This window comes from Pleomorphovibrio marinus (assembly GCF_003347495.1).
GTDB lineage: Bacteria > Bacteroidota > Bacteroidia > Cytophagales > Cyclobacteriaceae > Pleomorphovibrio > Pleomorphovibrio marinus.
On the sequence record NZ_QCXY01000003.1, the window covers coordinates 60,539 to 80,548 of the forward strand.

The following is a 20,010-nucleotide window of genomic DNA, read 5'->3' on the forward strand; positions in this document are numbered from 1 at the left end:
TGCTCAATATAAGTAAAAAATCACATGAAATCGAGCCTGTCCTGACGGCAGTCAGGGCATGACGAGCACGTCACACACTGGGATGATTATAGACTGCGAGATTCCCCCGAAACAAGTTCCCCGAAACAAGTTCGGGGCAGGCAGGGGCAGGCTATATGACCGCTGAAAAGACAATTATAAACATATGAAATCGAGCATGAGGAGAACCTCACACGTAGGGATGATTATCAAAGCGAGATTCCCCCGAAACAAGTTCGGGGCAGGCTATGTGGCCATTGAAAAGAAAATATAAACACATGAAATGCCCATGAAAAAGAATTCTCACACAGTGGGATGATTATCATGGCGAGATTCCCCCGAAGCAAGTTCGGGGCAGGCAGGGGCAAGCTACCTGCCTGACGGTTTACCTGCCGAAGGCATCGCAGTCAGGTGTGACCTCTAAAAAACAATTATAAAAATATGAAGCATAACGTTTTAAAAATTCATCCTAAGGACAATGTACTTGTTGCCCTTGCCGATTTGAAAGCCGGCGATATTATAGAAAACGAAGGAGAAACCATAGAGCTGGCCAACGACGTGGCCGCTAAGCACAAGTTTACCATAGGTTCCCTACGCAAAGGGGAGCACATTTTCATGTATGGGATTATTGTCGGAGAGGCTTTGGTGGACCATCCAAAAGGCGGTGCAGTCACCACCGAAACCATCAAACATGCCACCGCTACTTTTACCGGAAAGAGGAACCCCTTTTCCTGGCAGCCCCTTGATGTATCCAAATGGAAAACCAGAACTTTCATGGGGTATCACCGAGAAGATGGAAGAGTGGGAACAGCCAATAACTGGCTGGTAGTGCCCTTAGTCTTCTGCGAAAACAGAAACGTGGACATTATGAAACAAGCTTTCGTAGAAGAGCTGGGGTTTGCCAAGCCTAACCCTTATAAGTCCTTTGTGCAGCAAATGAAGCAATTCTACCTTGAAGGCAACCACAGTGGTATACAGGAATTGAATTTTGAAAGGGCGGAAGCCGAGGCCGGCCAAAGGATCTTCAAGAATGTGGATGGGATCAAGTTTTTGACCCACCAGGGTGGTTGTGGCGGCATAAGGCAGGATTCTGAAGCCTTGTGTGCATTAATCGCCGGATATATTGCCAACCCCAATGTGGCTGGAGCCACCATTCTCAGTTTGGGCTGTCAAAATGCGCAGCCCGCCATTTTGAGGCAGAAATTGGCTGAGATGGGTATGGAATCCAAAAAACCAGTTTTAATCCTTGAACAACAAAAGGAGGGCTCCGAAGCCCAACTGCTAAAAAACGCCATTCAACAAACATTTTTGGGCTTGGTGGAAGCAGACCAACTGGAAAGAAAACCTGCTGGGCTGCAACACCTGACCATAGGATTGGAATGTGGTGGTTCGGATGGCTTTTCGGGAATTTCTGCCAATCCGGTAGTGGGCCAGGTTTCTGATATCCTTTCCTCCCTAGGAGGGAAAACCATTCTTTCTGAATTCCCCGAATTATGTGGGGTGGAACAGGAACTTATCAATCGCTGCCAAACAGATGAAGCAGCGGACAAATTCATAAAACTAATGAGGGCATATGCGGCCTCTGCTGAGGCAGTTGGTTCGGGTTTTGACATGAACCCCAGTCCGGGAAATATCAAAGATGGACTGATTACCGACGCGATAAAATCGGCAGGTGCAGCAAAAAAAGGAGGGACATCCCCAATTGTTGACGTACTTGATTACACGGAGCAGGTGAAAAAACCAGGTCTAAACCTACTTTGCACTCCTGGTAACGACGTGGAAAGCACTACTGCCATGGCGGGGAGTGGGGCAAACATCATCCTTTTTACCACAGGTTTGGGTACCCCGACTGGTAATCCCGTCACGCCGGTAATCAAAATCTCCTCCAATCATAAACTGGCTAAGAAAATGGAAGACATTATCGATGTGGATACCGGCGCGGTGGTTTCCGGGGAAAAAACCATCGCTGAAGTGGGAGATGAACTTTTCGAATATATTTTGAAGGTAGCCAGTGGAGAGTTGAGACCAAAAGCGGTCCAACTGAACCAAGATGACTTTATCCCTTGGAAAAGAGGTGTATCTTTGTAATATAGCATGTTAATTTAACCTAAAAGTATGTCTAGTTTATTTTCAGTTAAAAATAAAATCATAATAATCAGCGGTGCCACAGGAGTACTTGGAAAAGCCATGTCCAAGCACCTAGCCTATGAGGGGGCCCAAATGGTCATCTTAGGAAGAAATCCCGACAAGGTAAACCAGCTTGTGAAGGAAATTAAAGATGAGGGTGGGTTTGCCGTCCCAGCTGTGGCAGATGTCACAAATGAAAAAGAACTGGAGGAGGTAAAGAAAGAGCTCGGCAATTCCTTTGAATACGTGGATGGGCTAATCAATGCCGCAGGAGGGAATATGCCTGGTGCGGTGGTGATGCCTAATCAGTTCCTCTCCGACCTATCAGGAGAGGACGTAAAGAAGATCATGGATTTAAATTACATGGGTACCTTTTTGCCTACAAAGGTTTTTCTGCCCCTGATGACCGCTACCAAGAAAGCAAGTATTGTCAATATTTCCTCCATGGCCGCAAGTCGACCCATGACCCGGGTGATGGGCTATGCCTCGGCCAAGGCGGCAATTGACAACCTCACCAAGTGGTTGGCCACGGAATTCGCAAAAAAATACGGGGAGGGGATGCGTGTAAACGCGGTGGCTCCCGGGTTTTTCTTAACCGAACAAAACCGAGCCCTCTTGACCCAACAGGACGGGAGCCTTACTGAAAGAGGACAATTGATTATCCAAAACACCCCTATGGCCAGATTTGGTGAACCAAATGAGCTTTTCGGCGCTATACAGTTCTTGTGCAGTGAAGCTTCGAAGTTCGTGACAGGAACCATAATTGAAGTAGACGGAGGTTTTAATGCATTTGGAGGAGTATGATGGAAGGTAATACAATTTTGATGGAGCAAACCATGCGTTGGTATGGCCCGAAGGACCCGGTAAGCCTCAGGGATATTTTACAATCCGGGGCTACGGGGATAGTCACGGCTTTGCACGATATCCCCAATGGTGAGGTTTGGCCAAGGGAAGCCATTAAGGAAAGGAAGAAACTAATTGAGAATACAGGTCTGCGGTGGTCTGTAGTGGAAAGTGTTCCCGTTCATGAAAGCATAAAGACCCGTAAAGGTGCGTATGAAAAACACATCCGCAACTATTGCCAAACCCTTGAAAACCTCGCCGCAGAAGGTATTTCAACGGTTTGCTATAATTTCATGCCTATATTGGATTGGACTAGGACCAATTTGGCCTACACCTTGGAAAATGGAGCGAAAGCCCTTCGCTTTGAAATGAAAGCATTGGCAGCTTTCGATGTATTTATGCTGAAGCGACCAGGTGCTGATCAGGACTACCCCGCTACCCTACTTGCCAAAGCAAGATCCTACACGGAGGAAATGAGCGAAGAGGAAAAGCAAAAGCTGATCAATACCATCATAGCAGGCCTTCCAGGTGCGGAAGCGGGCTATACCCTAGAGGATTTTCAAGCTGCCTTGGACACGTATCAGGATATAGATGCCGATAAACTGGGGAAACATCTCAACTTATTTCTTTCGGAAATAGTGCCTGTAGCCGAAGCCAACGGCGTAAAGTTGTGTATTCATCCTGACGATCCTCCATTTCCCATCTTCGGGCTTCCTAGGGTGGTGAGTATTTCCAGGGATTACGACCGGATCTTGGCTGCAAACCCAAGCAAGCATAACGGAATCACTTTCTGCACGGGATCTTTAGGGGTAAGGGCAGACAATGACTTGCCGGCGATGGTAAAAAAATACGGGGATCATTTCCATTTTATTCACCTTAGGAGTACCCAAAGGGACGAAGAGGGCAATTTCTACGAAGCCAACCACTTGGAAGGCGATGTACCTATGTACGAGGTAGTAAAAGAACTGGTACACCTGCAGCGGCGCACGGGGAAACAACTTCCCATGAGGCCTGACCATGGTCACCAAATGCTGGATGACCTTGCCAAAACCACAAACCCCGGCTATTCGGCAATAGGAAGGCTTAAGGGTCTGGCTGAACTAAGAGGGTTGGAACTGGCTATCGTTAGGACTTTATTTCCATAGATTCAATTAATTAATCCAAATATCAAAAAAATGAATAAAAAGCATAATCAAAGAAGGGAGTTCATAAAAAAGTCCGTTTTGACAACGGCAGGATTGACTACCCTGGGAACCGCAGGGCTTTCGGCAAAGAGTTACAGAAGAGTGGTAGGTGCCAATGAGCGTTTGCAAATTGCCGTTGCGGGACTTGGCAGGAGGCTAGGGGCTTTCTATGCACCTATTGCCATGGAATCAAGTAATGTTGACTTGGTGTACATTTGCGATGCAAAAACATCTCAATTGGAGAAAGCTGCCGGCAACTTCAAAAAACATATAGACTATAATCCCAAACACGAGACCAACATACTCAAGGTTATTGAGGACAAGGAAATTGACGCGCTGATCAATGCAACCCCAGACCACTGGCATGCACCAGGTACTTGGTTGGCCTTGGAAGCCGGTAAACATGTATATGTGGAAAAACCTTGTAGCCACAACCCCTATGAGGGTGAACTGCTGGTTGCCTACCAGAAAAAATACAACAAGGTGGTACAGATGGGTAACCAGCAGAGGTCAGCACCAGAAAGCATAGAAATCATTAAAGAAATCCATGATGGCAAAATAGGTACCGTTTACAAGGCCACCGCCTTTTACAATTCAGCCCGGGGAGAGGTTCCCAATCAGCAGAAGGCCTCCCCTCCAAGTGATTTGGATTGGGAAATGTTTCAGGGGCCGGCCCCTAGACGTGCTTATACAAGCGAAACTTGGGATTATAACTGGCACTGGTATGGATGGGATTATGGAACAGGGGAAACAGGCAACAACGCTACCCACGAATTGGATGTGGCCAGATGGGCACTCCAGGTGGATTTCCCAAGTAAGGTCATCGTAGATGCCGGCAAATACCACTGGCCGGATGATGGGTGGACCATGTATGACACCATGCATGCCATATTCAATTTCGGGGACAACAAATCCATTCATTGGGATGGAAAAAGCCGAAACGGTTACAACACCTATGGCCCTCAAGGTAGAGGAACCATTATTTATGGCTCAGAAGGTTCTGTGTTTGTAGATAGAGGGGGGTACCAGTTATTCGACCGTGGTGGCAAGCTAGTGAAGGAAAATAAGGGAGGAAGTGATGAAGGTGGCACCCAACTCGGGGGCGGTGGAGGCATGTCCACCCGACACGTGGTCAATTTCTTTGAAGCTATTAGAGGGAAAGAGGAACAACGCTCCCCAATAAACGAAGGAGCAAAAAGTACATTGTTGTGCCACTTAGCTAATATTGCCTCCCGTACAGGGGAATCCTTGGAGTGTGACACCAAAAACGGGCACATCAAAAACAGCAAAAAAGCCCAAAACCTGTGGAAGAGAGAATATGAGAAAGGATGGGAGCCAAAACTAAAGGCTTAGGAATTCTGTTTTAGCCCAAATTTTGAAGAAGAAGTAGTTATCCATGCCAATGGATAGGTACTTCTTTTTTAAAAGGAGTATACAAATGGAGATAACACTATTAACAATAACAATTTAACCATGAATAAAACCAACAAAACCCGAAGAACCTTTATCAAAAATTCGGTTCTCAGTACAGCCGGATTGGCAAGTTTAGGAGCAGTTGGATTTTCTGCCAAAAGTTATGGCAGAATCCTAGGTGCCAACGATCGCGTAAACGTGGGTATCGTTGGGTTTTCAGATCGATGCAGGGGAGCGCTTGTTCCTGCTATGCTGAAACACTCCGAAGAACTCAACTTTGAATTCACCGCCATTTCAGATATTTGGAACCTGCGAAGAGAAGAAGGTGCAGCCTATGTAAAGGAGAAATCCGGAAAAACCCTTGCCAAGGCCAGAAATAACGAGGAGCTGTATGAGAGAAAGGATGTGGATGCCGTCCTTATCAGCACCGCAGACTTTCAACACGCCTTGCATACTAAAGAGGCGGTGGAAGCCGGTAGAGATGTTTACGTGGAAAAGCCCTTTGCTGAAACCATGGAGGACAACAGGGCTGCACGAGAGGCAGTAGAAAGATCCGGTAAAATTGTACAAGTAGGTTCTCAGCGTAGAAGTGGACAGAATTACCATGCTGCCAATGAATTTATCCGTTCAGGGCAATTTGGGGACATTGTAGCTGTAGAGATGAGCTGGAACGTCAACCAGCCTGGCCGTTGGAGAAGACCCAGTTTGGTAGAAAAGATAAGAAAAGAAGATACAGACTGGGACAGGTACCTGATGAACCGACCTAAAGAAGACTGGGATCCTCGCAAATACCTTGAATTCAGGTTATTTTGGCCCTATTCTTCTGGAATTCCAGGCCAATGGATGGCTCACCAAATCGATACCGTACACTGGTTTACTGGGCTAGACCATCCCCGAAGTGTAGCTGCCAATGGGGGTATTTACCTTTGGAAGGATGGCAGGAAAAATTTTGATACCATGACAGCAGTTTTCGATTATGGTCCATATGACGATGAAACCAAGGGATTCCAGGTCATTTATTCCTCCCGTTTTACCAATTCTGCCGGAGGCACTAAGGAAATATACTTCTCCAATGGAGGTGAATTGAACCTGGACACCAACATGGTCACTCCAAACGGTGGACTAGATGAGCGGCACGCGAAAGCCATGGGCAAAGAAGCAAACAAACTGCCGGAAATGTCCCTATCTGAAGTCATCCAAGTGGAAACTGGGGCAGACACTGGGGCAGACAACCTCACCTCTTCACATATGAGAAACTGGATGGAATGTGTGAGAAACCGAAAAAACCCAAACGCTGATGTAATGGCTGGTTATAACCACTCCATAGCAAACATCATGACTACCGCAGCACTTAGGACAGGTGAGTTTGTGACCTTTGACCGAGAAAAGCAAGAGGTAATGGCAGGTGGTAAAGTTTTTAAATATTAAAGGAAAATGAACATGAAGAAAAAAAGTAAATATCATTTTCTTTTAATATCCCTGCTCCTCTTAATGGTAATAGGCATAGCACATATCTCCTCTGCCAGGACAAACCCTGACCCAATGGAAAAGGAAGAAAGGATACAACTTGTGAGAAATGATGATCAAAAAAAGGTAGATGTGATCATTGATGGGGAGCACTTCACCTCTTACATTTATCCAGAAACTATTGAAAAACCAGTTCTATATCCTATAAAAACCTCAAAGGGAACCTTTATCACCAGGGGTTATCCCATTGCCAACAGACCCGGCGAAAGGGTGGACCACCCACATCATGTAGGGCTTTGGCTAAATTATGGGGATGTCAACGGTTTGGATTTTTGGAATAATTCGGATGCCATCTCAGCAGAGAAAAAACCCAACTATGGTAGTATCATACACCGTGAAATCCTCCATATTGAAAGCGGTAAGGATGAAGGTATATTAGAAGTGGCCATGGATTGGGTGGATCACCAAGGAAAGGTACTCCTAAAAGAGCAAACCAAATTTGTATTTAAGGGAAAAGGGAACAAGAGATCCATTGATCGCATCACCACTCTAACTGCAAATGGACAAAAGGTAAATTTTACCGATAACAAGGAGGGCATGTTGGGTATCAGAATGGCGAGGGAACTTGAACATCCCTCTGATAAACCAGAAAAATTTACCGATGCCCAGGGAAACCCCACCGATGTGCCTTCCATGAACAATGAGGGAGTAAGCGGGAAATACAAAAGTAGTGAGGGGATAGAAGGGGATGATGTATGGGGAACCCGAGCGAAATGGATGAACCTTGCTGGCACCATTGAGGGTGAAAACATTTCTGTAGCCATATTGGACCATCCTGACAACGTGGGCTATCCCACCTATTGGCATGCCAGAGGTTATGGACTTTATGCCGCTAACCCTCTCGGACAAAAAGCAATGAGCGGAGGCAAGGATGAGCTCAACCATTCCCTAAATGCTGGAGAATCCATGACCTTTAAGCACAGAATCTTGGTATACTCAGGAAAGGCAGTAAAGGATAAGGATGTGGAAAAGGATTACAAGACATTCACCAAATAAATCTATCAATCGCTCGCTACCACGCTTGCGAATGTTGAAAGTGTATTTAATGGCTGTGTCTTATGGATACGGCCATTTTTGTTTACAAATTATTAATATAAAGAGGCTTATAAACTAGAGACATTTACTGTAGTATTGTACCACCAATTCCTAAAATCCCTAAAACACATGAACCACCTGATTCCAATCATCATCGTTTCTCTTATAATTTGTCTTACCGCGTGTGGCCCAGCTCCAGAAACCTTCTTGGACAACCCCGTTATTGCCCACAGAGGTGCCTGGAAAACCGAAGGATTACCGCAAAACTCAATAGCTTCACTGCAACGGGCCATAGATATAGGATGTGCAGGATCGGAGTTTGATGTTTGGATGACCTCTGATGGGGTATTGGTACTTAATCACGATGCCGATTACGAGGGCCTGGTACTAGAGACAGCTACCTTTGAAGAAGTCTCCCAACTAAGGCTTTCAAACGGAGAAAGGCTACCAACAGCAGAAGAATATATTAGAAAGGGAATGACCCAAAACAGGACCAAACTCATCTTTGAGGTCAAACCTTCGAAAATAAGTACGGGGAGAGGGGTAGAATTGGCCGAAAAATCAGTGGATATAGTAAAGTCCATGGGTGCTGAAAAATGGGTGGACTATATCACTTTTGACCATGATATAGGACTCCGGATTATCGCGTTGGATCCAGATGCCAATGTAGCTTATCTGAATGGTGACAAGAGTCCTCAAGAGCTTAAGGAGGCTGGATATTTTGGGCTGGATTATAACATACGTGTAATGAAGGAAAACCCTAATTGGTTTGAAGAGGCTAGGGAGTTGGGATTAAACATCAACGTGTGGACTGTCAATAATCGGGAGGATATGGAATGGTTGTTGGACCAGAATGTGGATTACATTACCACGGATGAACCGGAGTTACTTTTTGAAATGCTGAACGACTGACATTTTTAGGAGCCCAATTTTTCCGCACTCAGGCCAACTTTAAAAGGAACATGACATTGGTTTTATCTGATATGGTACCCCATAGAGATGACATATTTGCGGTGAGATTTCTAAGCTCATTAAAATACCCTAGGGAAAGTTAGGTATGTTTTAGCTAAAATTCAGATGAACGGAGCTTATTTTGGTTAAAAGACATGCTGTTAGTGGATAACGACGGATTTCTCGGAAACCAAAACTTTACGAATAGTGACGGGCAGACAACAAGTGTATTTATACCCATCGACAGCAGGATGCTATTGTTTTCTCCATTTTTTCCGCTTCCTCTTTATCCAAAACCCCAAAAAGATCATATGCGGTTGGCCGCTGTGCTTCTTTTTCCTTCTCCCTTTTCAACAGAGATTCCAGCTTATCAATAATCGCTTCATTGCTGACCGACAAAAGTTCCTGTATGAATTTTAGCTTTCTAGTTTGTATGTCCATAGTTTTAACCGATTGTATCCATTGTTGTAAAGTTAACGATTTCACTTTAATTTTTAGTTTCATTGTTTTAATTCACACTGGCCTCTGATATTCAGTTCCTCATAGGCTGTACCCTGCTGAAACATGTCTCTAAAAGCAGGGGATAAGGGTATTATGATAATTTGCAGCCCTGAGAAAAACCTTTTAGAACGCGGTTTTGGGAAAGAGATCAGTGGATACTTTAATGAAATTTAATGGTATTCAAGTAAATAGTGTTTTGATTTCAACGGTGTATATGGTTTAAAAATATATACCGTATCAAAATCAAATCTCACTATTTTTGATAAATCAATTTCACTTTTCTGATCGGTAATCAATTCTTCAGTCCCTCAAATCAACCCCTTTTACCTCAGGCAAACCACCTTACAGGGAAAACTTTGGGAGTCAATCAGCTCCAACTTGATGCTTATATCCGATGGAAACAGTTTCTTTCTCCTTCCCAATACTACGGGATGGATATATAGCCAATATTCATCCACCCTTCCAAGTCGGATAAATGACTCGGCAAGGTTTGCATCACCAACCTCATTGGCGTTTCCGGGTTGAGATCTCAATTGGCGGATCTCCTCAGGAACTACCTCTCTGACAAGCTTCGAATTCCAGGCAGTTGTCTCCAGGGTTTTGGAGAATACAAGTTTGGGTACTTCTTTCCAAATCCTAGAAAACTCTCATTCCACTGGAGACACGGTATCCTCATCGATGTTAGGCCAATAAGCAGCCATATTTTCATATAAACTCCGACCATACAAAGAGGTATCAATGGCTCCACTTGTTTAAAGATCATTGAAATGTTGGTGCAGTTCCTCCCCAGGGGCTGACCAACCGAGTTCCCCTTTTGGCCCCTCCAAGTATCCATCTAATGATACCATTTGTACGTAGATAATTTTTCTCATGGTCATTGTTTTTTAAAATAAAAATCTTCTGCCATAGGGATACTACCACTCCATTACCACCCTTTACTTGGAATCTTCATCCACTTGGAAGATCCCAAACGTGTTGCCCTCCGTATCTATGAAATACCCTTGCCAACACACTCCTGGCACTGCAAATTTGGGCATTGCAACGTTCCCTCCAAGTTCGGAAATAATTCGGGCAGTTGCTTCGAAGTCCTCCACTTCCACCGAGCAAACATAGGCATTCGTCCCACAACCTAGAGGAGGGGTTGATGCGGGACGCTTGAGTAAACCTCCCGCCGTGCCTCCAGTTTGTATCCTCCAATAGGGTACAGGAGTCGCCTCCTCCGCTTTTTCGATTTTCCATCCGAAGACCCCCTTGTAAAAGTTGGCAGCACGCATGGGGTCTTCTGCGTGTATTTCAAAATAAATATGTCCGTTCATGAGTTAATGGTTTGGTTGCAAATTTGAAAATCATTTTAGTTGAGATCCACTCCTATTCTATGCATTTCTACTCTTCAATCAACTACAGGTAAAGGTATTAACCCTACAAACGTCCGGCATGGTACGTTTAAGACATTTTTCAGGGTGGATTACGGCAGGAAAAAAATTTTCTTGTATCATATAGGAAGGAAACCATTTTTTAGTCGCTAAATAAGTGAAAACTCGCTCACATAAAGATGTGATTATCACCTTGAATATCAATTCTCCCGCAACCAATGCTCCTGATTTGCCATCAGGGAAGTAAACATTCCTATTTTAATAAACAGTCACGAAATGATATCAATCAACAAACTAATCTTGGCTATGTGTTTACTGGTAGCCATTTTCTCCTGTAAAGAAGACGACGGTTCCCCAAACCTGGGCAACAAGTTAATTGCCAACGCTGGCATGGATAGAGAGGTGCCCCTGGGCGAAGCGGTAGAATTGGATGGCTCAGGTTCCAAAGACGGGAACAACAAGTCCTTTTCCTTTCTGTGGACGCTCAAATCCAAACCCGAGAACAGCAATGCGGCTTTAACAAAGGCCATTGAAATGAAGCCATTAATTACCCCGGATCAGCTGGGTGTCTATGAGATCGAACTGAAAATTGCCAATGAAACCGGGGAAAGTAAAGCCACGGTAAAGCTTACTGCTGTGGAAGATAGTCAAGGAGGGACCGTGATACTTGACCGGGATATCCTCCAAAACAGGGTGTTAGTGGATATCCACGAAGACCCATCAATCCCGGACTACCTGGTGACGGTAAACCTTGGCGTCAAGGCAGCCTTGACCGTACAGCCAGGAGTGGTCATCGCATTTGAGGAGAAAAAAAGCTTGAAGGTGTTCGAGGAAGGGACTATAATTGCAAAAGGTTCACCTGATAAAAAAATCCAATTTATTGGAAAATTGCCGAACAAAGGCTATTGGGCCGGTATCATATCTCAGTCCAGCAACCCGTTAAATATCCTTGAACATGTCGAGGTGAGTGATGCGGGCAGTAATACCATCTATCCTGTACCTCAGGCCACGGCCCTTAGTCTCACCCACAATGCCTATCTCAATATTTCCCATACCACCATCCATCGCTCCCAAGGCCACGGCATTTGGATAAACCAAACAGCCAATTTTGATTTTGGCAACAACGTTTTCAGGGAAAATGATGGCATCAACCTACTAGTGCCAATAAGTAAGGCCCATAAGGTGGACAGTGAATCGCATTTTGAAACAAACAATGCAGCCAACAATGTCATCGAACTCGTAGGAAATGTGTTGGATCTGGATGTCCATGTAACTTGGAACAAACTCGGCCAAAACACAAAATATAGGGTCAAAGAAGACGTGGTGGTTAAGTCCGACCTTAGCTTGTCAAAAGGAGTAAAGCTTGAGGTGGCCCCGAATAAATTCTTAAGGGTTGATGGCTCCCTCCATGCGAAGGGAAGCCAAGATGATCCTATTATTGTTAACGTATGGCCTTCCGGGGGAGAAAAATGGGGTGGCTTGGTAGTACATTCCGGCAGTGACCAAAACCGCTTGGAATGGGTGGAAATCAGAAACGCCGGCAACAACCAAAGAGGGTATGGAATGGACAAGAGCGCCGCAGTAGGAATAGACAACGCAGGAGATGGTGGAAAACTCCATTTGGCAAACACAAAGATTATAGGAAGCAATTCCTATGGCCTCTATATTGAGCCGGGTGCGCATTTAGGAGATTGCGTCAACCTCACCTTTACAGGCATTAAGGGAAGAACGATTGCCCTTCCCGCGTCCCTGGTAAGCAGGCTAAATGAAGCTGATTTGGTGTTTTCCCAAAATCAATTGCCATCTGTAGAGATTTTAGGGTTCTCCCTTCAAGCCACTCAAGAAACCGTGTGGGCACCACTTCCTGATGGGATACCCTTCTTTATCCCCAACCAGCTTGATGTAATATCGGGGTTGAAATTGTTGCCAGGTGTTACACTTGAATTCACACAACATGCCATGTTAGCCATCCTCCAAAATGGTTATTTGGAGGCCATAGGTACGGCTCAAAAAAAGATAACCTTTAAAGGCGCTGAAGATCAGAAAGGGTTTTGGAGAGGGGTGATATTTAAGTCTTCCAGTGACCAAAACATCATGGAACATACACTAATTGCAGGAGCTGGAGGCCAGGCATTACCCTGGTCTGGGGGGAGAAGTGCCAGTATTGGGGTTTTCCCTGGTGGTGCGGGTTTGCAGTTAAAAAACAGCAAAATTACCAAGGGTGGAGGTTGGGGCATTTTGGTAGATACCAGTTTTGGTGCCCATATTAACCCGGACGCGGAAAGCCTCAATCTGTTTGAGGACATAAGCAACGGGAAAATCATTCACCTTTAAAATTAAACAAATACAAAACCAGCTTTTTGGAGGGGCCTTATGGCTAAAAAAAAAGCTGGTTTTGTTTATCTATTCGACATCGGATTTCCTTTTTATTTTTCCTATTATCCCAATAAAAAACAGCCCATCTCGCTTCCTAGCAACATGTGGCGATAGCCCATGAACAGTACATCTCCTCTTTATAAAAACAAAAAATTGTTATTGAGATGCTTCGGTTTCTATTGCTCTTTCCACATAATATTCCTGAACCAGGTTAATAATTACCACCAGCAACGGAGTGGCGAACAGTACTCCCCAAACCCCTGTCATCAAACCCATCAGCAACTGAAAAAACAATACCAAAGCAGGGGGTAGGGAAAGCAGCTTCTGGCGAATGAAGGGACCGAAGATCCCGGATTCCACCACCTGAACCAACAGGTACAATCCCACTACCATAAAGGCTACCTGAAAACCAGAAAGCAAGCCAACCAAAAAGGCAGGAATAATGGCCAGTGCTGGACCGATATTGGGAATAAAGGTCAGGAATCCGGCCATAATTGCTAAAATCAACCACAAGTCAATCCCCATTATAAATAAGCCAATGGCTGTGGTGAGAAACACAAAAATCATCTCCAGTACAATGGCCCTTAGCCAAACTTTAAGCTTTCCTCCTGTTTCCCTTAGAAAGTTAAGGGTATTATCGCGTTCCTTTGAGGGTATAAGCAATCCAAATCCCTCTACATACATTGCAGGATTGACCATAAAGAATATCCCAAAGAAAAGCACTGCATAAAAATCCCCAAAAAAACCAAAAGTGGTCCTGAAAAAGGCTTGGAAATTGTCAATAAAATCGATGTCGTCATTCTCCATATCTTCCAGCTTATCTACTATTTTTTCTCCAACTATGGTTTCATTCAGTTGGGATTTTAAGTTTTCCACCATGTCTGGAACCTTCTCAGCAAACTCATCATATTGTTGGCTCACTTGGTTTCCAATCAAAAAGGAGAGGCCTGCATAAAACAGGAAAATCATCAGTACGGATAGGCTGAGGGTTACCCCTCTTTTCCAACCAGTCCAATCCTGCAGTTTTACTGAAATGGAATGAAAAAACAAGGAGAATAAAATCCCACCAAAAGCCAGCAAAAATATTGAAAAGGCTAGGGTGAAAATTGAAAAGAGGGCAACCACAATTACTACCACAAAGGTGACGGTAAGCGTTTTGTGCATCAGAGAACGGGTAGGATGTTGCATTCAATAGTGATAAAATGAAATCTTACATTGATTTTATGATATACTACAAGGATAAAGCCAAACCATAAGTCCTGCTATAAAAGAATGAACCATGAACCACTTTTCCTGGACATCCACCGCTAGCTTGTAGCTATAATAATAAAAAACTAAAAAGGAAGCTATCCTAATGGATAGCTTCCCTTTTGGTTACTAAAGCATTTTAATCGCAATGACTATTAATACAAAGGATTTTGAACTAATTGAAAGTTTCGGTTCATTTCATCCAATTTAATGGGAAGCAGATAGGCCCTGTCCTGCCAAGACCTGTCCTGTACTTCAATTACTGTATAGGTAGGGTTTTCGGCAGTGGTATTATCGGCTTGGAGTTCATACCTTACTCTTACTCCCTGGGCATTTCCGTACACCTCTGGTGCGATCATCCATCTTCTGACATCGAAATACCTATGGTCTTCATACGCAAGTTCCACCCTTCTCTCATTCCTATAACGTTGTTTTAGTGCTTCACCGGAATCCGCTATTGCAGGCATACCTGCTCTTTCACGTACCATATTGATATATGTTCTTGCCTCAGCCTCCTCACCAAGTTCTATACATGCCTCTGCATAATTCAATAAAACCTCGGTGTACCTCATGATCCTCCATGGAACCTCCTGCCTGAAATATTGGTGATCCACATTTGGGTCAATAAATTTCCTCAGGTAGTAACCTGTATAGGTTCCATTCCAATCTTCAATAGGACCCTGGCGGGTATCCAGTCCATTTTGAACATTGACTTGTCCTGTAGAAGAGTTATACCTTTCCCATTGCCCAACTTGAATGATTCCTAATGGGTCGGAATCCCTAAGATTCTCTGGTCTTTGCCTCCACCTAGCTCCTTCATAAAGAAAAGTGGCATAAAACCTGGGGTCCCGGTTACTGTATGGCTCTGCTGCATGTTGTGGGTTGCTCCAATCAAACCTGGAACCATCCGCCATTTCAAAATCATCAGCCAATTGACCAACAGGGGTATTACCTCCCCAATTGTGATATCCATTTGGACCGTTGAAGAGACCTGGGTCTCCTATATCCCAATCCTCCTGAACCCTCTGGAGCATGTACCGCACATAAATATCCTCCGAAGTTTCCTTTGCAGTAAACACCTCTCCAAAGTTTTCCCAATCTTCTCCACCCCCGTTGTGCAGCGAATACTGCCCAAGGTCTATCACAGCTTTGGCCGCATCTTTGGCTGCTCGCCACCGGCTCATCTGGTCCCCACCGGTATGGCTGATCAATTCAGGGTTACTGAAACCCTGGGCCCAAGATGGGTTATGGTAAAGGTCGCTTGCGGCATATAGTAAAGTTCTAGCCTTTAGCGCCAAAGCTGCACCTTTGGTGGCCCGCCCCATTTGATCCCCAAAATGTTGTAGCGGTAGCAACTCTGCGGCCTTGTCCAGTTCCTCCACGACAAAATCTACCACTTGGGAATAATTGGTTCTAGGTTGCTCATAGTCTTCGCCTAACCCGAAAGCTTCAGTAATCAATGGTACTCCTCCATACACCGACAATAAGTTGTGATAAATAAAGCCCCTGAGGAAATGTACTTCTCCTATAAGCCGGTCTCTGAAAGATTCATCAGGAAAGTCCGCTTCATGGATTTTATCCATAAAGATATTACAGTTCCTCAATTGCCGGTAACTGTTTGTCCAATTGATCTGTTGGTATCTTCTACCAGTCCAAAAATTCTCATCCCAAACCCCCAGATAGCTGGGGTTGATCAAACTTTTGGTCGCATTACTCGTTTCCCAGTCCCATACTGCCATGGATTCATCCACCAGACTGGACATCATTAAAGCATGAAACCCATGAGGGATGGCAAAATATATGTTGTTGACGAAAGTCTCTATCAGATTAGGATCATTCCATACTGCATCTTCTGCAAACTGATCCAAAGGTTGCCTATCCAAATATTCCTCGCTGCATGAGCTCAGCCATACCAATAAGGCAAGAAAACTAGATATTATATAGTTGCTTTTTTTCATTGTCTTAGAAGGTTAAGGTCAAACCAGTATTTATCACACGCTGCAAAGGGTAACTTTGCCCACTAGCGCTGTCTGATTCCGGATCAAAATTCCTCAAATCCGGAGCATAAGTAAGCAGATTAAACCCACTTACATACATCCTGAAATTTTGAAGGCCTAGTTTCTCGGAGACAAAAGAAGGAAGGTTGTAACCCAGCTCCAGGTTTTTTAGCCTAATATAATCTGTGCTGTGCAGCCAAAAGGTGTTTCTTTGGTTCATCCAATATTCATCCGATCTGTTAAAAGTCCTTGGATAGTTGGCATTAGGGTTATCGGGAGTCCATCTGTTTTCTGCAAAATCCCTGAGAAAGTTTCCAATTTCCCCGGATTCTGTATTCACATATCGAACTGCTCCTGCGGCTCCCTGAACCAAAATGGCAAGATCAAACCCTCTCCATTGGGCACTTAGATTTAAGCCGCCGGTGAACCTGGGTATATTGTTTCTGTCATTTCTTACCATATCATTGGCATCGATCACGCCGTCCCCATTTACATCAGCGAAAATGATGTCACCGGGTCTGGCACCTGGCCAATTTGGGGTATTATCAATTTGCTCTTGATCCCGGAATATCCCAACAGCCTGATAGTAGAGATCCTGGTTTGGGTTAAAGGGATTGGATGGAATAGGTCTACCGGTAGTTTGTTGGTATTCCGGTGCTCCCGGGGATTCATCCCAAAACTCCACTCTGTTGTAAGCATAACCAGCATTTGCGGAAATTTGATAGGTAAAATTCCCTGCATTCCCGTTATACGTTGTTATAAAATCAAATCCCCTATTGGAAACTTCCCCAATATTCTCTCTAGGCAAAGTAAGCCCGGTAGAGGCTGGTATAGAAGCATTCCTCCACCAGAGAATCTGTGACCTATAGTTATAAAAGAAGTCGGCTTCCATGGTCAACCTACTGTTGAAAAAGCCCAGCTCAATACCCGCATTGTACTGATCTGCCACCTCCCAGGTCACATTTGGATTGGGAATTCGCAATTCCCTTAAGGCCTGGTGTTCTTGATCCACCCCGAAAATATAGGGTATATTGCCAAATCCATAAGAAGCCATGTACTGCCATTCGTCTATTCGGTCATTGCCAGTTTGGCCATACGAGGCTCTGATTTTGAAGTGGTCTGCATTGGGCATGGCCGACTTCCAAAAATCCTCCTCAGAAATCCTCCACCCTACAGAAATGCCAGGGAAGAACCCAAACCGACTACCTTGTGGAAATATGTAAGAGCCATCATATCTCCAAACGAATTCGGCCAAATATTTACCCCCGTATTCATAATTGAAACGCCCAAAATAATTGAGTCGGGCATTTTGATAAGCAGATCCACTGTTGTCCCGCTCGGCGTTGCCTCCCGCAAACATCTGATCCACAGCAGTAGAAACAAAGAATCGTCGAAATGCACTTAAACTGTTTCCAAATCCTGTCCTTGATTCAATACCCACCATTAATCGCATGGCGTGGTTCTCGTCGAAATCCTTGTTATAATTCAACATCCCATTGACCAATACCTCTCTACCGGTACCCATATTCTCACTCAACCTAGGGTCATTGAAACCTCTTTGTCCCCTGACCAGCTCTGGGGTACCGTCAGGCGTGTAGGTGTTGCCGTCCCAGCTGTACAAAAACCAAGGAGTCTCAAAGCGCTTTTGCGTGGTAAAGGTTTGGTCAAAGCCCACATTACCGTTGAATGAAAGACCTTCAATCCAGGGATTATCCATATTCAGCCTCAAGGTGGTTTGAAGGTTATAAAGGTTGCTCTCATCGTATCCGGTGGCATCGGTGGTGATGATGGCCGGGTTGTCCCCGTATTCAATATCAGGACCGGGGCTGCCATCAGGCCAATAAGCATGCATATTTGGTTTTCCTCTCATTATCATCCTGAAGATATTCCCTGCAGAGCGGGTGGGAAAGTTCCTCTTCTCCTGCCTCCCGGCAATATCGAAGCCTATTTTCACGTAATCATTGATTTTTCCATCAAGGTTACTCCGGAAATCATATTGATCATACCTAGTGGCACTGTTATAATAATAGCCATCCTGGCCCTTTGCACCTAGCATCAAAAAATAATTGATACTTTCAGTTCCTCCTGAGGCAGTCAGGGTATGATAGGATTGTGGTGCCCAAGGCCGAAGAACCTCACCAAACCAATCGGTGTCCGGGTGATGCCAGGGGTCGGTTCCTTGCCTAAAGTCATCGATTTCCTGCTCAGTAAACCTGGGCTGACGGTTCCTATACATGTCTATTTCATTGAGCATGGTCAAGTACTGCTCCGCATTAGCCATTTCCGGCAATACAGTAGGTTGATTCCAGCCGAAATTTGAATTTAACTCTATGACTGGTTTACCAGTTTTTCCCCGCTTGGTAGTTATAAGTATGACTCCATTGGCCGCCTGCGCACCATAAATAGCGGCAGAAGCATCTTTCAAAACGGTAATACTTTCCACACTATTAGGATCAATCCTAGAAAGGGACCTACCAGGTATGCCATCCACGACCACCAAGGCAGTATTATTCCCCAAGGTGTTCGTGCCTCTTATCCGAATCATGGAATCATCATTTCCTGGCTCCCCACTTCTTGTGACAGAGCTTAGACCAGGCAGTCTTCCCACAAGGCTGTTACTCACATTGGTCACCGGCGCAGTCCTTATCTCTTCTCCTTTTACCGAGGATACCGAACCGGTGAAAGTGACTTTTCGCTGCTCCCCGTACCCCACTACGACTACTTCCTCCAAGGAGCGGGAATCCATGATCATCCTCACGCTAAGGGTAGTAGCGGAACCCACAATAATTCTTTGAGTTTCAAAGCCCACAAAGGAGAATACCAATACTTCTCCTTCATCTGCGTCTATGGAGAACCTGCCCTCTATATCCGTAACTGTCCCACCTGTAGTGCCTTCGATAATCACTGTAGCACCGGGTAATGGCTCCCCATCCTCATCGGTAACTACACCTGTCACAGTTGCCATTGCCTCGATGGATTCGTTTGCGACCATCTCAACGGAAGCACCTGAACCCCCTTCTAATTTTCTTACGTGAATGTTCTGATTTACCTGTCTAAATTGCAGCCCTGTTTGCGCAGAAAGGTTTTGTAATAACTCATATACACTTGCTTTTTGCCCGTTTAATGAAACCCTTTCCATGCTTGCCATTTCCTCCGGGGTATAGACAAAGTGAAACCCAGAGGCCCTTTCAATTTTTGAAAAAGCTTCTTCGATAGCTGTTTCTTGGATATTGACGTTGATCAATACCTCCTCTATGTTTTTCTGTTGGGCCTTGCCATCATTGGCCAAAAGCCAACTCATCGAAAAACACTGTACAATGAATGCGTATAGGCATAGTTTGGTCATACCAAGTACAATAGGTACAAGATTTTTCATATCTTTACTCTGTTAAATTAAGTCCTGAAATTGATCGATTT

The 20,010-nt window shown here is 44.6% G+C and carries 15 protein-coding genes; 8 read left to right on the forward strand and 7 right to left on the reverse strand.

The features are described from left to right. Positions 1-459 precede the first annotated feature (459 nt). The 7 genes from DB520_RS09485 to DB520_RS09515 all read left to right on the forward strand — a co-directional run bounded on the left by DB520_RS09485 (position 460) and on the right by DB520_RS09515 (position 9,059). A complete protein-coding gene (locus DB520_RS09485; protein WP_114749486.1) occupies positions 460-2,106 on the forward strand; it encodes a UxaA family hydrolase in 1,647 nt (548 codons plus the stop codon). Positions 2,107-2,133: 27 nt separating this feature from the next. After that, on the forward strand, positions 2,134-2,949 hold the full coding sequence (locus DB520_RS09490) for an SDR family oxidoreductase (protein WP_114749487.1): 816 nt from the start codon (positions 2,134-2,136) through the stop codon (positions 2,947-2,949). Further along, on the forward strand, positions 2,946-4,133 hold the full coding sequence (gene uxuA, locus DB520_RS09495; RefSeq protein WP_232834906.1) for a mannonate dehydratase: 1,188 nt from the start codon (positions 2,946-2,948) through the stop codon (positions 4,131-4,133). The genes DB520_RS09490 and uxuA overlap by 4 nt, the downstream gene beginning before the upstream one ends. A gap of 30 nt (positions 4,134-4,163) precedes the next feature. After that, positions 4,164-5,525: a Gfo/Idh/MocA family protein gene (locus DB520_RS09500; protein ID WP_114749488.1), complete on the forward strand. Its 1,362-nt coding sequence runs from the start codon at positions 4,164-4,166 to the stop codon at positions 5,523-5,525. A 120-nt stretch (positions 5,526-5,645) separates the two neighbouring features. After that, positions 5,646-7,013 carry a Gfo/Idh/MocA family protein gene (locus tag DB520_RS09505; RefSeq protein WP_114749489.1) on the forward strand — a complete coding sequence of 456 codons (1,368 nt, stop codon included), beginning with the start codon at positions 5,646-5,648 and terminating at the stop codon, positions 7,011-7,013. Positions 7,014-7,025: 12 nt separating this feature from the next. Then, positions 7,026-8,108 carry a DUF6807 domain-containing protein gene (locus tag DB520_RS09510; protein WP_317047753.1) on the forward strand — a complete coding sequence of 361 codons (1,083 nt, stop codon included), beginning with the start codon at positions 7,026-7,028 and terminating at the stop codon, positions 8,106-8,108. Between the two features lie 168 nt (positions 8,109-8,276). Continuing rightward, positions 8,277-9,059, forward strand: coding sequence for a glycerophosphodiester phosphodiesterase (locus tag DB520_RS09515; protein ID WP_114749490.1), 783 nt, complete (start codon positions 8,277-8,279; stop codon positions 9,057-9,059). Positions 9,060-9,329: 270 nt separating this feature from the next. Here the strand turns inward: DB520_RS09515 and DB520_RS09520 are convergent, their stop codons facing one another. The 4 genes from DB520_RS09520 to DB520_RS09535 all read right to left on the reverse strand — a co-directional run bounded on the left by DB520_RS09520 (position 9,330) and on the right by DB520_RS09535 (position 10,915). After that, a complete protein-coding gene (locus DB520_RS09520) occupies positions 9,330-9,539 on the reverse strand; it encodes a hypothetical protein (protein ID WP_157971998.1) in 210 nt (69 codons plus the stop codon). A gap of 383 nt (positions 9,540-9,922) precedes the next feature. Then, positions 9,923-10,234, reverse strand: coding sequence for a dihydrofolate reductase family protein (locus tag DB520_RS09525; protein WP_114749492.1), 312 nt, complete (start codon positions 10,232-10,234; stop codon positions 9,923-9,925). A gap of 117 nt (positions 10,235-10,351) precedes the next feature. Then, on the reverse strand, positions 10,352-10,471 hold the full coding sequence (locus tag DB520_RS27225; protein WP_232834907.1) for a dihydrofolate reductase family protein: 120 nt from the start codon (positions 10,469-10,471) through the stop codon (positions 10,352-10,354). A gap of 63 nt (positions 10,472-10,534) precedes the next feature. Then, a complete protein-coding gene (locus DB520_RS09535; RefSeq protein ID WP_114749494.1) occupies positions 10,535-10,915 on the reverse strand; it encodes a VOC family protein in 381 nt (126 codons plus the stop codon). 333 nt (positions 10,916-11,248) lie between these two features. Here DB520_RS09535 and DB520_RS09540 point away from each other — a divergent pair, with 333 nt between their 5' ends. Beyond that, positions 11,249-13,306, forward strand: coding sequence for a hypothetical protein (locus tag DB520_RS09540; protein ID WP_114749495.1), 2,058 nt, complete (start codon positions 11,249-11,251; stop codon positions 13,304-13,306). A 198-nt stretch (positions 13,307-13,504) separates the two neighbouring features. Here DB520_RS09540 and DB520_RS09545 read toward each other — a convergent pair whose 3' ends face one another. The 3 genes from DB520_RS09545 to DB520_RS09555 form a co-directional block, all read right to left on the reverse strand. After that, complete coding sequence (locus DB520_RS09545; RefSeq protein WP_114749496.1) at positions 13,505-14,536, reverse strand: AI-2E family transporter; 1,032 nt, start codon at positions 14,534-14,536, stop codon at positions 13,505-13,507. 215 nt (positions 14,537-14,751) lie between these two features. Continuing rightward, positions 14,752-16,554, reverse strand: coding sequence for a RagB/SusD family nutrient uptake outer membrane protein (locus DB520_RS09550; protein ID WP_114749497.1), 1,803 nt, complete (start codon positions 16,552-16,554; stop codon positions 14,752-14,754). A gap of 4 nt (positions 16,555-16,558) precedes the next feature. Continuing rightward, positions 16,559-19,969: a SusC/RagA family TonB-linked outer membrane protein gene (locus tag DB520_RS09555; RefSeq protein WP_114749498.1), complete on the reverse strand. Its 3,411-nt coding sequence runs from the start codon at positions 19,967-19,969 to the stop codon at positions 16,559-16,561. Between the last annotated feature and the right edge of the window lie 41 nt (positions 19,970-20,010).

Bases quoted from the DNA above. Each gene is read 5' to 3' on its own strand.
- DB520_RS09485 (WP_114749486.1), top strand. From the start codon at position 460: ATGAAGCATAACGTTTTAAAAATTCATCCTAAGGACAATGTACTTGTT.
- DB520_RS09490 (WP_114749487.1), top strand. From the start codon at position 2,134: ATGTCTAGTTTATTTTCAGTTAAAAATAAAATCATAATAATCAGCGGT.
- uxuA (WP_232834906.1), top strand. From the start codon at position 2,946: ATGATGGAAGGTAATACAATTTTGATGGAGCAAACCATGCGTTGGTAT.
- DB520_RS09500 (WP_114749488.1), top strand. From the start codon at position 4,164: ATGAATAAAAAGCATAATCAAAGAAGGGAGTTCATAAAAAAGTCCGTT.
- DB520_RS09505 (WP_114749489.1), top strand. From the start codon at position 5,646: ATGAATAAAACCAACAAAACCCGAAGAACCTTTATCAAAAATTCGGTT.
- DB520_RS09510 (WP_317047753.1), top strand. From the start codon at position 7,026: ATGAAGAAAAAAAGTAAATATCATTTTCTTTTAATATCCCTGCTCCTC.
- DB520_RS09515 (WP_114749490.1), top strand. From the start codon at position 8,277: ATGAACCACCTGATTCCAATCATCATCGTTTCTCTTATAATTTGTCTT.
- DB520_RS09520 (WP_157971998.1), bottom strand. From the start codon at position 9,539: ATGGACATACAAACTAGAAAGCTAAAATTCATACAGGAACTTTTGTCG.
- DB520_RS27225 (WP_232834907.1), bottom strand. From the start codon at position 10,471: ATGAGAAAAATTATCTACGTACAAATGGTATCATTAGATGGATACTTG.
- DB520_RS09535 (WP_114749494.1), bottom strand. From the start codon at position 10,915: ATGAACGGACATATTTATTTTGAAATACACGCAGAAGACCCCATGCGT.
- DB520_RS09540 (WP_114749495.1), top strand. From the start codon at position 11,249: ATGATATCAATCAACAAACTAATCTTGGCTATGTGTTTACTGGTAGCC.
- DB520_RS09545 (WP_114749496.1), bottom strand. From the start codon at position 14,536: ATGCAACATCCTACCCGTTCTCTGATGCACAAAACGCTTACCGTCACC.
- DB520_RS09550 (WP_114749497.1), bottom strand. From the start codon at position 16,554: ATGAAAAAAAGCAACTATATAATATCTAGTTTTCTTGCCTTATTGGTA.
- DB520_RS09555 (WP_114749498.1), bottom strand. From the start codon at position 19,969: ATGAAAAATCTTGTACCTATTGTACTTGGTATGACCAAACTATGCCTA.